15 protein-coding genes are annotated in these 16,925 nt (G+C 68.7%); 8 read left to right on the top strand and 7 right to left on the bottom strand.

What is annotated here, in order from left to right; translation table 11 throughout:
* Nucleotides 1-324: 324 nt before the first annotated feature.
* The 4 genes from QH196_RS08230 to serS all read right to left on the bottom strand — a co-directional run bounded on the left by QH196_RS08230 (nt 325) and on the right by serS (nt 6,619).
* A complete protein-coding gene (locus QH196_RS08230; protein ID WP_280415157.1) occupies nt 325-1,347 on the bottom strand; it encodes a DMT family transporter in 1,023 nt (340 codons plus the stop codon).
* A 521-nt stretch (nt 1,348-1,868) separates the two neighbouring features.
* Nucleotides 1,869-3,272, bottom strand: a complete 1,404-nt coding sequence (locus QH196_RS08225; RefSeq protein ID WP_280415156.1) for an MFS transporter — start codon at nt 3,270-3,272, stop codon at nt 1,869-1,871.
* Nucleotides 3,273-3,419: 147 nt separating this feature from the next.
* Nucleotides 3,420-5,273, bottom strand: a complete 1,854-nt coding sequence (locus QH196_RS08220; protein WP_280415155.1) for a putative bifunctional diguanylate cyclase/phosphodiesterase — start codon at nt 5,271-5,273, stop codon at nt 3,420-3,422.
* 83 nt (nt 5,274-5,356) lie between these two features.
* On the bottom strand, nt 5,357-6,619 hold the full coding sequence (gene serS / locus QH196_RS08215; RefSeq protein ID WP_280415154.1) for a serine--tRNA ligase: 1,263 nt from the start codon (nt 6,617-6,619) through the stop codon (nt 5,357-5,359).
* A gap of 370 nt (nt 6,620-6,989) precedes the next feature.
* On the opposite strand from serS, the gene QH196_RS08210 reads away from it, so the two are divergent.
* From QH196_RS08210 to QH196_RS08190, 5 genes are all read left to right on the top strand, one after another.
* The gene (locus QH196_RS08210) at nt 6,990-8,045 is read left to right on the top strand and encodes a septum formation family protein (protein WP_280415153.1); all 1,056 of its coding nucleotides are present in this window, start codon (nt 6,990-6,992) and stop codon (nt 8,043-8,045) included.
* A gap of 14 nt (nt 8,046-8,059) precedes the next feature.
* A complete protein-coding gene (locus tag QH196_RS08205; RefSeq protein WP_280415152.1) occupies nt 8,060-8,410 on the top strand; it encodes a metallopeptidase family protein in 351 nt (116 codons plus the stop codon).
* Nucleotides 8,411-8,585: 175 nt separating this feature from the next.
* Nucleotides 8,586-8,918, top strand: coding sequence for a PE family protein (locus QH196_RS08200; RefSeq protein ID WP_280415151.1), 333 nt, complete (start codon nt 8,586-8,588; stop codon nt 8,916-8,918).
* Nucleotides 8,919-9,019: 101 nt separating this feature from the next.
* Nucleotides 9,020-10,174: a PPE domain-containing protein gene (locus QH196_RS08195; protein ID WP_280415150.1), complete on the top strand. Its 1,155-nt coding sequence runs from the start codon at nt 9,020-9,022 to the stop codon at nt 10,172-10,174.
* On the top strand, nt 10,171-11,001 hold the full coding sequence (locus QH196_RS08190; protein WP_280415149.1) for an ESX secretion-associated protein EspG: 831 nt from the start codon (nt 10,171-10,173) through the stop codon (nt 10,999-11,001). The genes QH196_RS08195 and QH196_RS08190 overlap by 4 nt, the downstream gene beginning before the upstream one ends.
* A 209-nt stretch (nt 11,002-11,210) precedes the next feature.
* On the opposite strand, the gene QH196_RS08185 is transcribed toward QH196_RS08190, so the two are convergent.
* From QH196_RS08185 to QH196_RS08175, 3 genes are all read right to left on the bottom strand, one after another.
* Entirely contained in the window at nt 11,211-11,876 is a 666-nt protein-coding gene (locus tag QH196_RS08185) for a histidine phosphatase family protein (protein ID WP_280415148.1), read from the bottom strand.
* Nucleotides 11,873-12,790, bottom strand: coding sequence for a prephenate dehydratase (gene pheA / locus QH196_RS08180; RefSeq protein WP_280415147.1), 918 nt, complete (start codon nt 12,788-12,790; stop codon nt 11,873-11,875). Before pheA ends, QH196_RS08185 begins: the two co-directional genes overlap by 4 nt.
* Nucleotides 12,791-12,884: 94 nt before the next feature.
* A complete protein-coding gene (locus QH196_RS08175; protein ID WP_280415146.1) occupies nt 12,885-13,316 on the bottom strand; it encodes a hypothetical protein in 432 nt (143 codons plus the stop codon).
* A gap of 178 nt (nt 13,317-13,494) precedes the next feature.
* On the opposite strand from QH196_RS08175, the gene QH196_RS08170 reads away from it, so the two are divergent.
* From QH196_RS08170 to QH196_RS08160, 3 genes are all read left to right on the top strand, one after another.
* The gene (locus tag QH196_RS08170; protein WP_280415159.1) at nt 13,495-14,253 is read left to right on the top strand and encodes a DUF2470 domain-containing protein; all 759 of its coding nucleotides are present in this window, start codon (nt 13,495-13,497) and stop codon (nt 14,251-14,253) included.
* Between the two features lie 89 nt (nt 14,254-14,342).
* Nucleotides 14,343-15,122 carry a CPBP family intramembrane glutamic endopeptidase gene (locus tag QH196_RS08165; protein ID WP_280415145.1) on the top strand — a complete coding sequence of 260 codons (780 nt, stop codon included), beginning with the start codon at nt 14,343-14,345 and terminating at the stop codon, nt 15,120-15,122.
* A 133-nt stretch (nt 15,123-15,255) separates the two neighbouring features.
* Complete coding sequence (locus QH196_RS08160) at nt 15,256-16,605, top strand: LCP family protein (RefSeq protein WP_432279453.1); 1,350 nt, start codon at nt 15,256-15,258, stop codon at nt 16,603-16,605.
* The last annotated feature ends 320 nt before the right edge of the window (nt 16,606-16,925 follow it).

The following is a 16,925-nucleotide window of genomic DNA, read 5'->3' as shown; positions in this document are numbered from 1 at the left end:
TTCGATATCCCCGAGCTCCCGGACGCCCCGATGTTCGCCCCGGACTTCCTGCAGGCGTGGAGTGACCGGGCCGGTTGGGACGAGCGCGGGTTGACAGCGCAGAGAACGCACCCGCCTCGCACACCCGAATCGGGGCCGCCGTAGGTCAACCTGTTGTCGCCGGTTCGACTGCGACCTGTGGTCGCCCGGTCGATGGACCAGCCGTGACCGGACGGACCAACCGGGCCGGATAGGCCGGATCGCGGTGGTGGTCGCCCGCAGTGGAGTGGGCGGGTCGCCGCAGCCGGGCTCGTTTCTGTGCCACCGGTTCGACGGATGCTCGGGCTAGTACCGTTTCCCTTCCTGCTCGTCGGCCCGATTACGTATCCGTGGCGGTCCCGCGTTCGCGCCGGAGTCGAGATGCCCGGTTTGCAGGGTCGCGACGACCACCGCGGCGAGGGTGAGCCCGCAGCCGACCAGCTTCGCCGGCGACAGCGGAGCGCCCGCGGGCAGGAGCCAGTCGAGCAGCACCGAGGTCGTGAGCTGACCGGCCACGGTGCTGAGACCCATCAGCAGCACCCCGACCCAGCGCACGACCAGCACCCCGGCCGCAATGAACAGCACCCCGATCGCACCGCCCAGGTAGAGCCAGGGTTCGCGGGGGAATTCGGCGGGAGGTCCGATCCGGACCAGCACCAGTGCTTCGATGACGAGAAGACCCAGCAGGCCGATACCGAAGTTGATCACGGTGGCGGCGAACGGGCTGCCGGACGTACCGACCCGCCCGTTCCACGCCTGCTGCCATGCCAGCCCGATCCCCGCCAGCACCGGGAGGACGAGCAGCACCGGCCCGGCAGTATCACCGAGCCACGATGCCGTCGTCGCCGCACCGGTCCCCGCCCCGCCGGATGCGGCCAGCAGCACCGCCCCCACCGCCAGGACCGCGCCGCCGAGCCGAGCCGCGGTCACCGGGGAACGGCCCTGCGGCCCGATCCCCAGCCGGTCCACGACCAGACTGCTCACCAACTGCCCGGATACCGCGCCCACGGTGAACGCCGTGACACCGACGGCGGCCACGGCCAACGATTGACTCGCCACGAACAACGCCCCGCACAGCCCACCGAGCAACTGCCAGTACCTCAACTCCCCCGCGGCCAAGGCGCTCCGTACTCCGCGGAGGCCGGCACGTAGCCGGGCGCTCAGTGCCACCGCGATCAGCAGCAGCACGAACCCACTCCCGAAACTCACCACTGCCGCCGCGACACCGTCTTCCAGCCGCGCACCGAGTTCCCCGTTGATCCGCCCCTGCACCGCGACCCCGGCCCCGATCAGCAATCCCAGCCCGAGGCCCCACCGCCGCAACACCATGATCGGAACCCTACCGACGGCGACTCCTGCGCTTCGGACGCTGACGGAGGACCGGCATACGCTCGGCCGCGCGTGGGCGGGGTGCGCCTGCCCTTTGCCGACCGCGAAGAGCGCCGGCTGTCCGGGCCCGATCCCGCTCTCCACCATGCGTCCGGACAACTCGGTCCACCCACGCCGCTCGGCGAACAATGCGGGCCACACGGCGAGTATCGGAGACGGGACCAACCGATCACTGCGCAGATACGGACAGGCTCCCGAAATCCGCCGAACGTCGGTTCTCTATCGGCACCGGACGTCGGTCGAGCGCTGCTGAGCACTGCTATGCGCACGCTGGTTGCACCGCCGGGCCGCGGAGGCAGGCACCTTTGGTGCGTACCGCTGCGTTCCCGCACGCCACCGGCCGAAACAGCGATCGGTACGGATCGCCGAATCGAAGCGTCGCGTGCACCTCTGCCCGGCGCCGGCCGGCCGAGAAGGTCGATGTGCGGGAGGTGTGGACCATCTCGAGCAGCTGTCGGTGTTCAGCGCCCCGGGCCGGGTGCGGTTCCCGTGGCCCGATGGTCGGCTTCCGGCGATGTTCCGTGGAGTCGGGCCCCCGCCGGTAACCACGCCGGCGTCAGGACAGCGATCGCGGCGAGGGCGATACCCAGCAGCGCGAGCGTCGAGGAGATCGGCAACCACATCGCCATCAGGCCGACGAAGCCGAACACCGCCAGGGAAACCAATTCCTCCGACAGCCCGGCAACCGACATCACGGTCGCCCGCGCCGGACCGGTGATGGAGTCCTGTAACCGTGCTTCGGCGACGATACCCGCGTTGTAGACGATGCCGTAGGAAACAGCCAGCGCCGCGAAACCGAGGCCGGCGAGCACATATACAGCCCCCGGCCAGCGGCTCGCCGCACCGGCGAGCAGTGCGCCCGCACCGAAGAGGACCGCGGCCGCGCACAGTGCACCGGCCATGGTGCGGGCGCGCATTGCTTCGGTCCGGCCGGCCAGCAGCGAACCGAGCAACGACCCGACGACGGTGACGCCCACCAGTACAGGCACCACCGAAGTGGCGGCACCGGCCGCACCGGCGAGCAGGCCGAAGTATTCGTCGAAGGCGGTGATCCCGTACAACAGCGCGAGAAGCCCTACACCGAACCGCACCCGCCGGATGCGCACCGCTTCGGTGACACCGGTCCGCAGCATGTGCAGATACCTGCGGACCGACCCGTATCCGGCGGCAGCGGGGTCGGCGGTGGCGGGTCGCGGACTCGGCGTGAGCGCGGCCGGATCCGCCGTCTCCGATTCGGCTCCGCCGCTATCGTCTTCTTCCAGTTCGGCGACCTCGGCCGCCGACACCGATTTCGGCGCCGCAGGCAGGCTCCGGGCCAGGGCCGTGTGCACGACCGCGCAGCCGACGCTGGCCCAGCCGACCAGGGCGTAACCACCCCACAGGTACAGCGGAGTCGCGGCGAGTATCGCGAGCACCGCACTGAATTCGCTCGCCGACCGGGTGTAACCGATAACGCGGGCATAGGCACGGGATTCACCCCGCACGGTGAGTTCGTCGTAGAGCAGAGCTTCGAATGTTCCCGACCGCAACGCACCCGCCACACCCCACAGCACGAAGCCCAGCGCGAAGCCGAGAAACGAGGGCGCCACCGTCCACAGCAGGAATCCCGCAGCCATCAGGAAACCGTTGAGGACCAGCAGGCCACGCCGCGAGACGGTATCCGCCCAGGCCCCGGAGGGGATCTCACAGACGAAGGCCGTCACCGACCAGAGCGCGAGCAGCAGCGAAATCTGTCCCGGACCGAATCCGTGGTCGGCGAAGAGCAGCGCGTACAGCGCGTAGTACGGGATCAGATCTCCGGTCGCGGCGAACAGCGTTGCGCGCAGCGTCAGCGCGCGCAGTCCGGTATTCCGCCCGGAACTCACCCGTCGGCGTCAACAGTTGTAGATGACCAAACGCATACGGTCAGCTTTCCGGCAGCGGGGCCTCGGGTCAAGACCTTTACCGAGCCGGGGTGGCTCATCGCCGCACGGCGCCCGGTCCGGTGAATCACCGGCCGTGGCCGGGGTGACTCAGAGCGGTATCCAGCCGTTCTGTGCTTCCGAGCCGATGCTGAGCGCTCGGGTATTCGCGGCACCCAGCCCCCGGTTCATATCGCTGATCAGATCGGCCACCGGATGCGAATCGCTGTAGTGGTATCCCTGGGCCAGGGCGAAACCCAGCTCGGTGAGCACGGCCGCCTGGTGTTCGGTTTCCACACCTTCGGCGATGACCTGCAGGTCCAGCGATTTGCTCAGCGCCGCGATCACACCCAGCAGCGGCGGGGCCGGGGAATCGGAGCGGATGGCGGCCACGAACGACTGATCGACCTTGATGATATCGCTGGGCAGGGTCGCCAACCGGCTGAGCGAGGAGTAGCCGGTACCGAAATCGTCGATGGCGATCCGCACGCCCCGGTCGCGCAGCGTGTGCAGATTCGCGATCGCGGTATCGGATTCGGCGGCCAGTTCGGTTTCGGTCACCTCGAGCACCAGCTGATCCGCGGCCCAGCCGGTGCTGTCCAGGATTCCGGCGACCTTGTCCGCGTACCCGGTTTCGGCGAGTTCCAGCCCGCTGACGTTCACGTTCAGGGTGAGGTCCAGTGCGGCGAACGTTTCCTGCAATTGGGCGGCGTCGGCGCAGGCCCGGCGCAACACCAGTTCGTCCAGGTCGGCGATGAGGTCGTACTCCTCGGCCACCCGGATCAGGCCTTCGGTGGTGACATCCGGTTGCGCGCTCGACGACCACCGCAGCAGCGCCTCCACCCCGACCGCCTTCTCGCCGCCGTCGCTGAGGCTGACGATCGGCTGGTAGTGCACGTCGAGGGTGCCGTTGTCGATGGCTTCGCGCAGTTCGACCGCCAGGGGTGTGCGATGCCCCGATTCCAATACCGTCCGGTTACGGCCGGACTGCTTGGCCCGGTAGAGGCCCACATCGGCACGACTCACCAGCAGGGAGGCCGATTCCCCGGTCTGCCAGGAGGTGACGCCCGCCGAGCAACCGGTGCTCACCGCGGCCCGCAACTGCTCGGTGAGCAGGATGGCGGCCTGTTCGGTGGTGCCCGGCAGCAGCGCCGCGAAGACATCGCCGCCGTAGCGGGCCAGCCGCTGGCCAGGTCCCAGCAGTCCGGCCCAGGTATCGGCGACCTTCTGCAGCACCGCGTCACCGGCGCGATGGCCGAGGTGATCGTTGACCTTCTGGAAGCGGTCCAGATCGACCAGCACCAGCGCCAGTGCCTGACCGGAGCGGTCGGCCTGTTCGATGGCGGTGTTCAGGGCCCGGTCGAACCCGCGCCGGTTCAGCAACCCGGTCAGCGTGTCGATATCGGCCTCCGACGCCATCCGGGTGAGGATGCCCACCACGACCCCGACGCCGAAGGTGATCCCCGCCGGAATCAAGCCCGACCACCACGGCAGCCCCGTCCGCGTCGGCAGTACCCACAGGCACAGCGCCATACAGAGGGCGATATGGGCCGCGGCCTGCGTCCAGGCGAAGAACAGCGCGGCGTCACAGGCGACGAAAACGTAGAACGAGGCCAGGGTGATCGCGGCGACGGTATTGGGGAACGAGTGCACGGCGATGGTCACCAGAACGGTCGCGAGCACGACGTAGCCGTGGTGCAGCCAATGCGGCATCCGCGGACCCCAGCCGAGCAAGCTTATCCCCAGCAAGAGCGCCACGGCCGCGGCCGAGCCCACCAGGACGCGATTGCCCTCGTCGCCCGGATACAGCACCTGGGTGGGCGCGATGGCCGTCACCAGGAGACCCAGCGCACCACCCATGACATAGAACGCCCCGGTGGTCCGGGACATGACCATGGCCGTCGCCACACCCGACGCGGCCCGTACCCGCGTCCGGGTATCGCCACGAGACCCGCTTCCTCGCACGATGAACAGCCTAAACAACGAGTTCACTGCGCGGCGACCCAACCGGGGATATCGAGTACCCCGAAACCGGTGAACCGAACCGCTCAGCCCACCGGGGTCAGCACATCGGTACCCACGAACGGCACCAGAGCGGCGGGCACCCGGACCGAACCGTCGGCCTGCTGATGGTTCTCCAGCAGTGCGACCAGCCACCGGGTGGTGGCCAGCGTTCCGTTCAGCGTCGCCGCGATCTGCGGTTTCCCGTTCTCGTCGCGATAACGGACCGAAAGCCTGCGCGCCTGGAAGGTGGTGCAGTTCGAGGTCGAGGTGAGTTCGCGGTAGGTGCCCTGGCTGGGCACCCAGGCCTCACAGTCGAATTTCCGGGCGGCCGAACTGCCCAGATCGCCCGCGGCGACATCGATGATCCGGTACGGCACATCGAGGGCGGCGAGCATATCGCGCTCCCAGGCCAGCAGCCGCTGGTGTTCGGCGTCGGCATCCTCGGGCCGGCAGTAGACGAACATCTCGACCTTGTCGAACTGGTGTACCCGGATGATGCCCCGGGTGTCCTTGCCGTAGCTGCCGGCCTCCCGGCGGAAACACGACGACCAGCCCGCATAGCGTTTGGGCCCGGCACCGAGGTCCAGGATTTCGCCGGAGTGGTATCCGGCCAGCGGCACCTCGGAGGTGCCGACCAGGTACAGATCGTCTTCCTCGAGGTGATACACCTCGGCCGAATGCTGACCGAGGAATCCGGTGCCCGCCATGATCTCCGGGCGGACCAGCACCGGCGGGATCATCATCGTGAAACCGTTGGCCACCGCGCGCTGCGCCGCCAACTGCAACAATCCGAGCTGTAGCAACGCGCCGTAGCCGGTGAGGAAATAGAACCGCGAGCCGGATACCTTGGCCCCGCGTTCCATATCGAGCACGCCCAGGGCTTCGCCGAGATCCAGGTGGTCGCGCGGCGTGAAATCGAATTCGGGCACGTCGCCGACGGTCTCGAGCAGGACGAAATCGTCCTCACCACCGGCCGGCGCGCCGTCCTGGACGATATTCGAGATCGCCCGGTGCGCTTCCTGCAGTTCTGCCTCGGCGGTGTGCTGCGCTGTCTCGGCCTTCTTCACCTCGGCCGACATCTGCTGCGCCTGCTCCAGTAGCGCCGGGCGCTCTTCCTTGCTCGCCTTACCGACCTGCTTGCCCATGGCCTTGTGCTCGGCCCGCAGTTTATCGGCAGTGGCGATCGCGGACCGGCGCGCACTATCGGCCGTGAGCAGCGCGTCGACGAGTGCCGGGTCCTCGCCCCGGGCTCGCTGCGAGGCGCGGACCAACTCGGGATCATCGCGCAGGAGTCGGAGGTCGATCATGGCTGACCAGCGTAATGGGCCCGGTTTTCCGGCCTCAACCGAGTATCTCCCCCATCGGCCCCGCGGCCGTTTCGCGGCTCCTCGCACAAGTACGCCATACCGATCGGCCGGGTTCGTGGCACGTTCGGGTGTGGCGCTGCCATGATGGACCGCGATGTCCTCCGAAAATGAGCCTGCAAACCGGCCCGGCCTCCGTGGCGGGCAATCGTTGCGCTCGCGTACCGCCCGCCCGGGCCGCGGTCGCAAGACCGATACCGCGCGGCCCCGGTCCGGTGATCCGGCATCCCCAGAAATGCCGGACCACGATCCCGCGGCGGTCCGCTCCCCGCGCCAGGGGAAACGGCCGGGGCCGGCGGGTTCGCGTCCGGGCGTGCGTCCGGACGGCAAAGGCAAGCCCAAACGGATCGCCGCGCCGCGGTTGCGCTGGAGCCTGCTCGCGGTTGCCGTCGGCGCGATCGTCGCGGCGCTGGCCACGCTGATGCTCAGCGGGTTCGACAACGATTCGAACCTGCAGGCACGCAGTCCGGGCGGGGCGGTCGCCAAGGCGGACAAGGTATTCGCATCGGTAGCTCCGGGCGATTGCCTCACCTGGACCAAACCGGACCATTCGGACCTGGTGGAACTCGATTGCGCCGAGGAGCATTTGTTCGAGGTCACCGATACCGTCGATCTGAGCCGCTACCCCGGCGCGGAATTCGGGCCCGGCGCCGTCTGGCCGGATTCGCTGCGGCTCACCGAACTCCGCGAGGAACATTGTGTGCCGGCGGCCCAGCGCTACCTCAACGGCCGGTTCGATCCGCGCGGCAAGTACGCGGTGGGATTGATGTATCCGAGCAACGACGGCTGGAACAACTCCGGCGATCGCATCCTGCGCTGCGGTCTGCAGGTGCCCGGACTGAGCGGCAACCCGCTGCCCAATACCGGCCGCGTGGCCGAAGGCGACCAGTCCAAGGTGTACGAGCCGGGCGTCTGCCTCGGGATCAGCCAGAACCTGCCGACCGATCCTGTCGACTGCACCCAGGAACACGCTGTCGAAATCGCCTCCACGGTCGATCTGTCCGCCCGATTCCCCGGCGGACCGCCGTCCAAAGAAGACCAGGACAATTTTTTGGAAGAGGAATGCGGCCGGACCACCAACGACTATCTCGGCGGCCCGCACGTGCTGCGGGACAAGACTTTGACGGTGTTCTTCGATTTCATCGACGCGCGCAGCTGGCTGGCCGGTAGCCGGAAGTTGAACTGTATGGTCGGAAAGGGCGCGGATCAGGAAGGTTTCGCACCGATTGTGGGTCCGGCCCGGGGCCGCATCCTGATCGACGGTCAGGAACCGGTGCCGCCGCCGAACTCGGGCCGCTCCACCCCCACCCCGCTGCCGGGTGCGGCGCCGCTGCCCCCGCAGCCGGAACCGCGGCCCGCGCCGCGCTGAGACGGAGCGTCACTGTGCCGGTCACCATGTCGGAGGCCCGTTTCGAAGAGCTCGTCGGGGATGCACTGGACTTGATCCCGCCGGAGTTGTCCCGGGCCATCGACAACGTGGTCGTGCTGATCGAACCGCGTAACCCCGACGATCCGCACCTGCTGGGGCTCTACCACGGGATCGCGCTCACCGAGCGCGACAGTCATTACGGCGGTTCGCTTCCCGATACGATCACCATCTACCGGGAGGCCCTGTTGTCGATCTGCGCCGACGAGGACGAAGTGGTGGAGGAGGTACGGATCACCGTGATCCACGAAATCGCACACTATTTCGGGATTGACGAAGACCGGCTCCATCAGTTGGGATGGGGTTAAGCTAAGCCTGGTCTACGCGACGCGCCGACAGGGGATGCACGGGCGCGGCGCCGGACCGCACCGGAAGAAGTTCTGGATTCGATGGAACCGCTCGCGGGGGTATCGCGTCCAATGTACTCGTAGGGGGAATTCTCGTGGTTCCGCCCAAGAGCCGCCACAAGAAGGAGTCGAGGACATGATTGGCAATGTCGGTGTCACACCTGAGCTCATCCTTGCCGCAGCGGTCGAACTGGACCTGCTCGCCGACCGCCTGGCCGGGGTCGCCGCGGCCACCGTACCCGCCACCTATGTCGCGCCGTCCGGCGCCGACGAGGCGTCGATACACGGTGCGATGCATATGAACAAGGGTGCCGCCACCCACCAGACCTCGCTTGCGCAGGCAGTTCTCGAACTGCACCACACCGCCGCGATCCTGCGTACCCAGCTCGCCGGATACCTCGCCCAGGACGCGGCTTCGGCCGGCGTACTGACGCTCACCGGCGCACCGTTCGGCGCGATCAGCGCCTAGCCACCGATGATCGCAAACGCGCCGCACCGCGGCGCAGACCACGAGCGCGCGTGGCGCGACCGCCGAAGTATCAGCGATAGTTCACAAGGGGAGAAACAAGCATGACCGCAGGTATCACCGGAGTGTTCTGGCTGCCCAGACTCGCCGAGGGGAATTCGATCGCACTGAACGCGGGATCGCACGCCATCCCGATGTCCGCGGCCGCCACCGCGTGGGGCGCACTCACCACGGCATGGGTCGACGCCAACGCCACCGTGGTCCGGGTGATGGCCGAACTCGGCGTCGGTATGCAGAGCGTCAACGGTATCGGCGCCCTGGCCCGCCTGGTCGGTTTCACCGGCTGGGCGCAGCAGCAGGGTGCCATGTCCGCGGCCCTGGGCACCAAGGCCGCCTCGCAGGCCACCGCCTACACCGTGGCCTCGATCGCCATGCCGAGCCTGCCGGAGATCGCGGCGGTGAATGCGGCCCGCGCCGCGGCCCACACCACCGGCGGTGTACTCAACGGCAGCTCCGAGATCGCGGAGGCCGCCAAGGCCGCGCTGGATCTGCGTGCCGCGCTCACCATGGAGACCTACGAGGCGGCCATTACCGCGCTGGTGCTGACGCCGGGCGAATTCCTGAATCCGCCGCCGATCGCCAACGGCGCCGGCACGGCCGATCCGGGTCCCGCCGAGGATGCCATGAAGGAAGCCAACGGCGATCCGGTGAAGATGCTGGCCGCGGCGGGTAGTGCGCTGGCACAGAACCCCGGCGTCGCGAGCGCGGTCACCCAGGCGGCGAATGTCGCCGGTTCGGTGGCGAGTACCGGTGTCACCACGGTCGGCAATCTGGGCGCGAACGCGATCGCGGCGGCCACCACCACCTCGGCGCCGGCATCGGTGGCGCCGATGCCCGGCATGGTCACCGGCGCGGTAGCGGCATCCACCGCCGCGGCCACGACCCGGGCCGGTGGTGTGCCCGGTTCCAGCCTCGGCCTGAACAACGGTGGGCTCAAGGTGCCCGAGGGCTGGGGCGCACCGCCCGCCGGCGGCGCCGCACCCGCCACCGAATCCGTCGCCGTGACACGCGGTGAGGCCGCCCCCGTACGGCCCACCGGTACCGGCCCCGGAAGCCCGCTGATGGGCAACGCCCGCGCCAACGGTGAGGACGAGCAGGACCACGACGCAGCCGATTACCTGCGCGGTGATCACTTCGCCGACGGCCGATACATCGCGGACGGCGTCATCGGCGCCGAACCCCAGCGGTCGGACAAGTGACGGTGCTGGGTGGGGGGCGCGGGGCGTCCATGCTCGCGGCGATCCATCTGTCGCTCGACGAAATGCAGTATCTCCTGGAGAAACTGGAGATCGACGAGGTTCCCGTCGTGCTCGACGCGCGGGGTCGCTACGACAACGAGGTCGACCACGACAGGGCGATGAACGCCGCCGAGCAGTTGCTGATCGAACGGGACCTGCTCGACGGTGATCGTATCCATCCGGATCTCGCCGACCGGCTGCGTGGCCTGTACCGGCCGCACTGGGTGGTCGCGCTACGGCTCTTCGTCGGCGGTCAGGCGAGCCGGATGTGCCTGGCGAAGGGCGATGATCTGCTGACCATCGCCCTTCGTGGCCCGGAGTCGTACATGATCGACGAAGCCGGCGAGGATCTGCCCGGCCCGGTGATCGCGGCGCTCGGCCACGCCGAACCGCTGGAGCTGACCGGGATGAACGCGCCCACCGAACACCTCGTGCCGATTTTCGACGACACCGGGGATCCGGCGGCCACTGCGGCCCGGCTGGCGAAGGTCGGCAATCCCGCCCGGGATGCGCAGACCATCGCATCGGCCATGGCGCATTGCGAATCGCACGCCGAAATCGTCGGGGTTGTCTACGGGGACGCGAGTCGCGATGTCGCCGACAACCATATCGCCGTATTCAATACGCGGGCGGGCCGTTTCATCGCCACCGCCAGCGTTGCGGACGACGGAACCAAATGGACATCGTTCAGCAGCGGTACGGATGCCCGACTGCGAATCGCCCTGCAGGATCTGATCAATTCGCTGCCCGAGCGTTCGGAATTCCCGGCCAACCCTGCGCTGGCCTGAGAAACCCGGCCGGTCGAAGCCGATTCACGCCTGGGCGTTGCTCACGGTCGGCAGAAGGCGAGGCCGGGTCCTGGGCGTCTCCGGGTGGCGTCCGGGAGTGGGGCCGCATCCACTGAGATGCAGCCCCACTTCCAGGAGACGCCGCGCAGGGGACGTGGGCGATCGCAACGCGGAAGGCACAAAGCGTCCTGGCGCCTGGGGATCGCTCGCTACCCCATGGGATCGTCGGCGCCGAATTCGGCCTTACCGCCGAACGGCGGCGCGAACCTGCCCCAGCGGACACATTCCCAGCCACCCCCGGGCCGCGCGACCAATTCGATCGTCTCGGTGTTGTCCAGATGATTGTTGGTGGTGAAGGGCGGTGCCACCCCGGCCAGTTCACGGCCCAGCAGCCGCATGGCCGCACCGTGGGTCACCACCAGAACATCGCCGCCGCCACCGGCTTCCAGCTCGAATTCCGCACGCAGGCCGGCGATGGCGGGCAGGAAGCGGTCGAGCACATCGCGCCCCGATTCGCCGCCGGGTACACGCTCGGTCAGCCTGCCCTCATGCCAGGACCGGTATATCGCCTGGAACTGTTCGTGGGCTTCCGGACTGGCCGATCCGTCCAGGTCACCGAGCTGTACCTCGTGGACGTCGTCGCGGGCGATCGCACGCACTCCGGTGGCCGCCTCGATATAGCCGGCGGTCTGGCGGGCCCGCAGTGCATGCGAATGGAAGAGAGCGCGCGGCGGGGTCAGCAGTCCCTCGCCGAAAGCCTTGGCCTGGGCGGCGCCGCGTTCGGTGAGCGGCAGGCCGGGCAGTTTGGTGTCCAGGATCTTGGCGACGTTACCTTCGGTTTCACCGTGCCGGACCAGGATGAGTTTGGCGGTCACAGGTCGGCCACCCCTTTGCGTAGCTGGGTCAACCAGAGCGCTGCATCCTCGTCCGACGGTGGCGGAGTGCCGTTCGCGGAGGTGGCGGGCCAGGAGCCGAGGAAACGGATATGCGCCGTGCGGTGCAGCGCCTTCAATGCCTCGGCCACCGCGGCGTCTTCGATATGGCCGACGCAGTCGAGGTAGAAGCGGTAGGTGCCCATACCGGTCCGGGTGGGCCGGGATTCGATGCGGGTGAGATCGATTCCCCGGGTGGAGAATTCGGCGAAGGCACGCATGAGGGAGCCGGGCAGGTTCGGCAGTTCCTCGATCACGATCGAGGTGCGGTCGCTGCCGGTGGGGGCCGGTGCCACGCGCGGCGCGGTGACCAGCACGAAGCGGGTGACGGCCTGGTCGTGGTCGGCGACCCCGGCGGCGAGCACCGCCAAGCCGAGCCGCTCTCCCGCCAGTGCGGTGGATACCGCGGCGTCCGCGAGTCCGTCCCGGACGTCTTCCGCGGCCGCGGCGTTGGAGTTCGAGGTGTGGATCGAGATATCGGTCCAGGTATCGGCCACCCAGTTGCGCACCTGCGCGAGCGCGACCGGGTAGGCAGCCAGTGACCGGACGGCGGCGATATCGGTTCCGGGCCGGGCGAGGATGGTGAACGTCACTTCCAGTTCGGTTTCGGCGACGATCTGCAACCGCGGTCCGAGAGCCAGCGAATCCAGGGTCGCCGAGATGGAACCTTCCACCGAGCTCTCGATGGGTACCACCGCCGCGGCTGCGGACCCCGCACGCACCAGATCCAGGGCGGCTGCCTGGCTGGGAGCGGCGATCCGCTCGACCGGCCCGTCGAAGGACCCCGAGCTCTCGAATTCGGCGAGGGCCATCTCGGTGAATGTTCCGGACGGACCGAAATAGGCGATACGCGGCACGTCTACGAGCCTACTTGTGCGGGCGGTGTGCTCGCCTCCGGTATCGGGCACCCGGATGCGCGGATGCGGAACTTCGCGCGCCTGCCCCGACAGGTCAGCCGCCGGCCTCCGCGGGGCGTAATGCCTCGCGAAGCGCGCGCTCGGTCTCGACCGGCGTATCGCTCTCGATTCCGAGCAGTATTTCCCGGACGGCGTCGGCCGCTCCAGTGGAAAGGCCGGTCAAGAATTCGGTATCCGGGCTGTTCAGCGCCTTACGAATATCCTCGCCGCACAGTGCGGCGACCATGCCGGCCAGAACCGCCAGGGCCTGTGCGCCGTTCTCGGCACGGGCCACGAAACCATCCGGGCGGTGAGCGGCCTCGGCCAGGAAGTCGGCGACCCGTTCGTCCGGCAGGGCCGGGTCCAGCCGGCGTTCGCCGGTGAATTGCCCCGGCGGTACGACCAGGCCGTCCACCAGTCCGCGTTCGACCACACGTTTGGGAACGCTCAGCTCCACCAGTACCGGTTCAGAATCGCCCGCGACCACTCTTCGATCGTAGGCAGGGCGGCGGCGTAGCCACCGGGCGCCCGGCCACTGCCACCGGCTGCGGAACATCGCCGACGACTCATGCGGCGATCCCCTTGCGCCGCACCCGAGTTTAACTTAGCTTAGGTTTACCTAATTATTGATCGTGAAGTCGGGTACGCCCGCACTGGAGGTACCGATGGCGCCGACCGCCCCCGCCCCGTCCACCGCCGAACGCGTCCGCAGCGCCTGCGCACACGCCGAACAGGCCGTTCTCGCGCTGCCCGGCACCGACCCGATCCCTGTCCCGGTGCACTATCTGCGCCAGTGCGGCGATGTGGTGGTCGCGGTACCGAACGACAGCGCCGCGGTCCATGCCGCTCAGGAACAGGTCGCGGGTGCACCCGCCGTTCTCGAACTCACCGATCACGCCCCGTTGCCGCTGCGCGAACCGGTCCGGGCACTGGTCTGGCTGCGCGGCTGGATCCGTGCGGTGCCCGCGCGCGCCCAGCGCACCCTGGTCACCGCGGTCGCGGAGGAATACCCGCATCCCGGCCTGCTCGATATCGGCCACACCACCACTCTGCTCCGGTTGGTGTTGAACTCGGCGGTCGTCGCCGATTCGGCCGGCGCGGAATCGGTCTGCGTCGACGATCTGCGGCTCGCCACCCCCGACCCGTTCTGCGGGATGGAATCGGCCTGGTTGCAGCATCTGGACGCCGATCACGGCGATGTGGTCGCACAGTTGGCCCGGCATCTGCCGGCCCGGCTGCGCCACGGCCGGATCCACCCACTGGCCATCGATCGCTATGGCCTCACCCTTCGTATCGAAGGAATCGACGGCGACCACGATTTCCGCCTGCCCTTCGCCACCCCCGCCGACGATGTCGAAGCGCTGAGCCGGGCGGTACGCACCCTCGCCGGCTGCCCATTCCTCAACGGTTTGCGTTCCATCTGAAACTCGGTAGTCCGCACCCGCCGGGCCACACACGTGGGCCCGCGCACCTCGCGCCGCGCTCGGGGACAGTGGGCCCATAAGTTCGGTACATGAGCGAAAGCGGTTGGACGGTCGGCGACCGGCTGCGGGAACAGCGGGCGATCCGGCTCGAGATCCTCGTCGTCCTGGGTGTCACATTCGGCCTGAGCGGAATGAATGCCGCGCTGTCGCTGCTGGAGAGCGCGCTGGCGCCGGGCGGTGTCGGCGAGCAGACCGTCGCGCTGAATTCGTCACGGACGAGTCAGTCGGTGCTGGACCTGCTGTTCCAGCTACTCGGTGTGGCGCGTTTGGCAGCGTGGGCGGGGCTCGCGCTCTACCTGCTGTGGCGCAGCGGGCTGGGCCCCCGGGTGATCGGGCTGGCCCGGATGCGTTTGCGGCCCGATGTCCTGCACGGGCTGGCGCTCGCCGCCGTGATCGGGCTTCCCGGTTTGGGGCTGTATCTCATCGCCCAGGGCCTGGGGATCAATGTGACCATCGTGCCGGACGCACTGGCCGACCATTGGTGGCGGCTACCGGCGCTGGTGCTGTCCGCCTGCGCCAATTCTGGCGCCGAGGAGATCGTGGTCGTCGCCTATCTGCTGACCAGGCTGCGCGCGCTGGGCTGGTCGGATAATTCGGCCCTGGCCGCTTCGGCGCTGTTGCGTGGCAGCTATCACCTCTACCAGGGGCTCGGCGGAGGAATCGGCAACGTCGTGATGGGCGTGATCTTCGGGCGGTATTGGCAGCGCACCGGCCGGCTGTGGCCGTTGGTCATCGCGCATGCGGTGATCGATGTCGTGGCCTACATCGGTTACGGAGTGTTGCGCGGGCGGGTTTCGTGGCTGCCGTGAGGTCCGCCGCGTAACCCGGCTGGACACGATCGGCGCCCTCACCTGGGGCGCAGTCGGGCCGGTACCGGCGCTGACGAACACCGGCGATAACGATAAGTACAGTCTGATGATGATGAACGGCGACGACCCACGGATGCGCCGGGTGCCGCCGCAGAATGGAGCACCCGGACGAGGCCCCGCGCGCCGGCCCGTACCGCCCCCGCCGCACGGCGGGCGGCCACCGGTCGAACCGCCGCAGGTCATCCGCCGCGGTCCGGCCCCGCCCCGGGGCGGCCGGCCCCCCGAACGCTACGAACCGCCCCGGGCGTACTCACAGGCCCCCGAGGGACGGCAGGCCGCCCCCGCACGCCCCCCCACGCCGGGCCGTGGCGGCAAACCCGGTCCGCGCACGCATGCACCCACGCAGCGACCGGTGCCCTACCGCGAATCCGAGTACGCACCCACCCGGCGCCCGGCTCCGGACCGAGGAGGTCGCAGGCGGCCACCGCCACCCGGCCGGGATACGCCTTACGGCGGTGCCGCCCCGCGGCCGCGCCGCCGCCGGAAACGCCATATCGGCCGATGGGTCCTGGTTTTCCTGCTGGTATTGGTCACCGCGCTGGTGTACGCGGTCGTGAAACTCGACGGTTCACTCACCCGGATCGACGCGCTCGGCGACTATGAGGACCGGGTGGGTAACACCGCGGGCACCAACTGGCTGCTCGTCGGGTCGGACAGCCGGGCCGGTCTCTCCGACGAACAGGCGCAAGGCCTGGCCACAGGCGGTGAGGTCGGCGACGCGCGCACCGACACCATCATCCTGGTGCATATCCCGCCCTCGGGCCGCACCACCCTGGTGAGCCTGCCGCGTGATTCCTATGTCGGTATCCCGGGTTACGGCCAGGACAAACTCAATGCCGCGTTCGCTTTCGGCGGGGCGCCACTGCTCACCCAAACCGTGGAGATCGCGACCGGGCTGCACATCGATCATTACGCCGAGATCGGGTTCGCCGGTTTCGCGGGCGTGGTGGACGGGCTGGGCGGTATCGATGTGTGCGTACCGCAGGCCATCAACGATCCGCTGGCCGGGATCGATATCCCCGCGGGCTGTCAAGAATTGAACGGCCCCCAGGCGCTGGGCTTCGTGCGCAGCCGGGCCACCGCACTCGCCGATATCGACCGGATGAACAATCAGCGACTGTTCCTCTCGGCATTGCTGGAGAAGGCGACCAGCCCGGCCACCCTGGCCAACCCGTTCGCGCTGTGGCCCATGGCCAGTAATACCGCGCGTTCGCTGACCGTCGACTCCGACGACCATATCTGGGACCTCGCCCGGCTGGGCTGGTCGTTGCGGGGCGACACCCTGGCGACGAGCGTCCCGGTCGGTGGATTCACCGATACCGCCAGCGGCAACGTCCTGTTGTGGGCGAAGCCCGATGCCAGCCGTTTCTTCGAAGCGCTGGCCGATGGCGATCCGATCCCGGCGGAGCTCACCACCGAGTGAGTCCGGCGGGGCCGGCGGGGCGCCCGCGGTGCGGGCCGACCCCCCGGCCCGGCCCGGGCGGGCGGGGGAAACGGATTTGACCCGCACCGCCATGGACCGGCTCCCGCTGATCGGCTCGCGTACCGCCTGACGCCGAGACACCCGACCGGCGGCCAGGTCGTGACGGGCCCGGACGAGGAGTTCGGACCGGATGCGTGGGATGCGTTCACGGCTGCCGTCGAAGACACCGGAGTTGAACCGAAACCCTGAGTGCATTTGCCGACGAGATGACCCCGCCGCCGGGGATCCGCCCGGGGCGGGGTTCGTCGTGCCGTCCAACA

The sequence above is a fragment of the Nocardia carnea genome (genome assembly GCF_029868325.1).
Taxonomy (GTDB): Bacteria; Actinomycetota; Actinomycetes; order Mycobacteriales; family Mycobacteriaceae; genus Nocardia; species Nocardia carnea_C.
Note: the sequence above shows the minus strand (reverse complement) of the source record. Positions and strands in the feature narration are given on the sequence as shown.

Bases quoted from the DNA above. Each gene is read 5' to 3' on its own strand.
- QH196_RS08165 (WP_280415145.1), top strand. From the start codon at position 14,343: ATGAGCGAAAGCGGTTGGACGGTCGGCGACCGGCTGCGGGAACAGCGG.
- QH196_RS08200 (WP_280415151.1), top strand. From the start codon at position 8,586: ATGATTGGCAATGTCGGTGTCACACCTGAGCTCATCCTTGCCGCAGCG.
- QH196_RS08170 (WP_280415159.1), top strand. From the start codon at position 13,495: ATGGCGCCGACCGCCCCCGCCCCGTCCACCGCCGAACGCGTCCGCAGC.
- QH196_RS08160 (WP_432279453.1), top strand. From the start codon at position 15,256: ATGCGCCGGGTGCCGCCGCAGAATGGAGCACCCGGACGAGGCCCCGCG.
- QH196_RS08230 (WP_280415157.1), bottom strand. From the start codon at position 1,347: ATGGTGTTGCGGCGGTGGGGCCTCGGGCTGGGATTGCTGATCGGGGCC.
- serS (WP_280415154.1), bottom strand. From the start codon at position 6,619: ATGATCGACCTCCGACTCCTGCGCGATGATCCCGAGTTGGTCCGCGCC.
- QH196_RS08195 (WP_280415150.1), top strand. From the start codon at position 9,020: ATGACCGCAGGTATCACCGGAGTGTTCTGGCTGCCCAGACTCGCCGAG.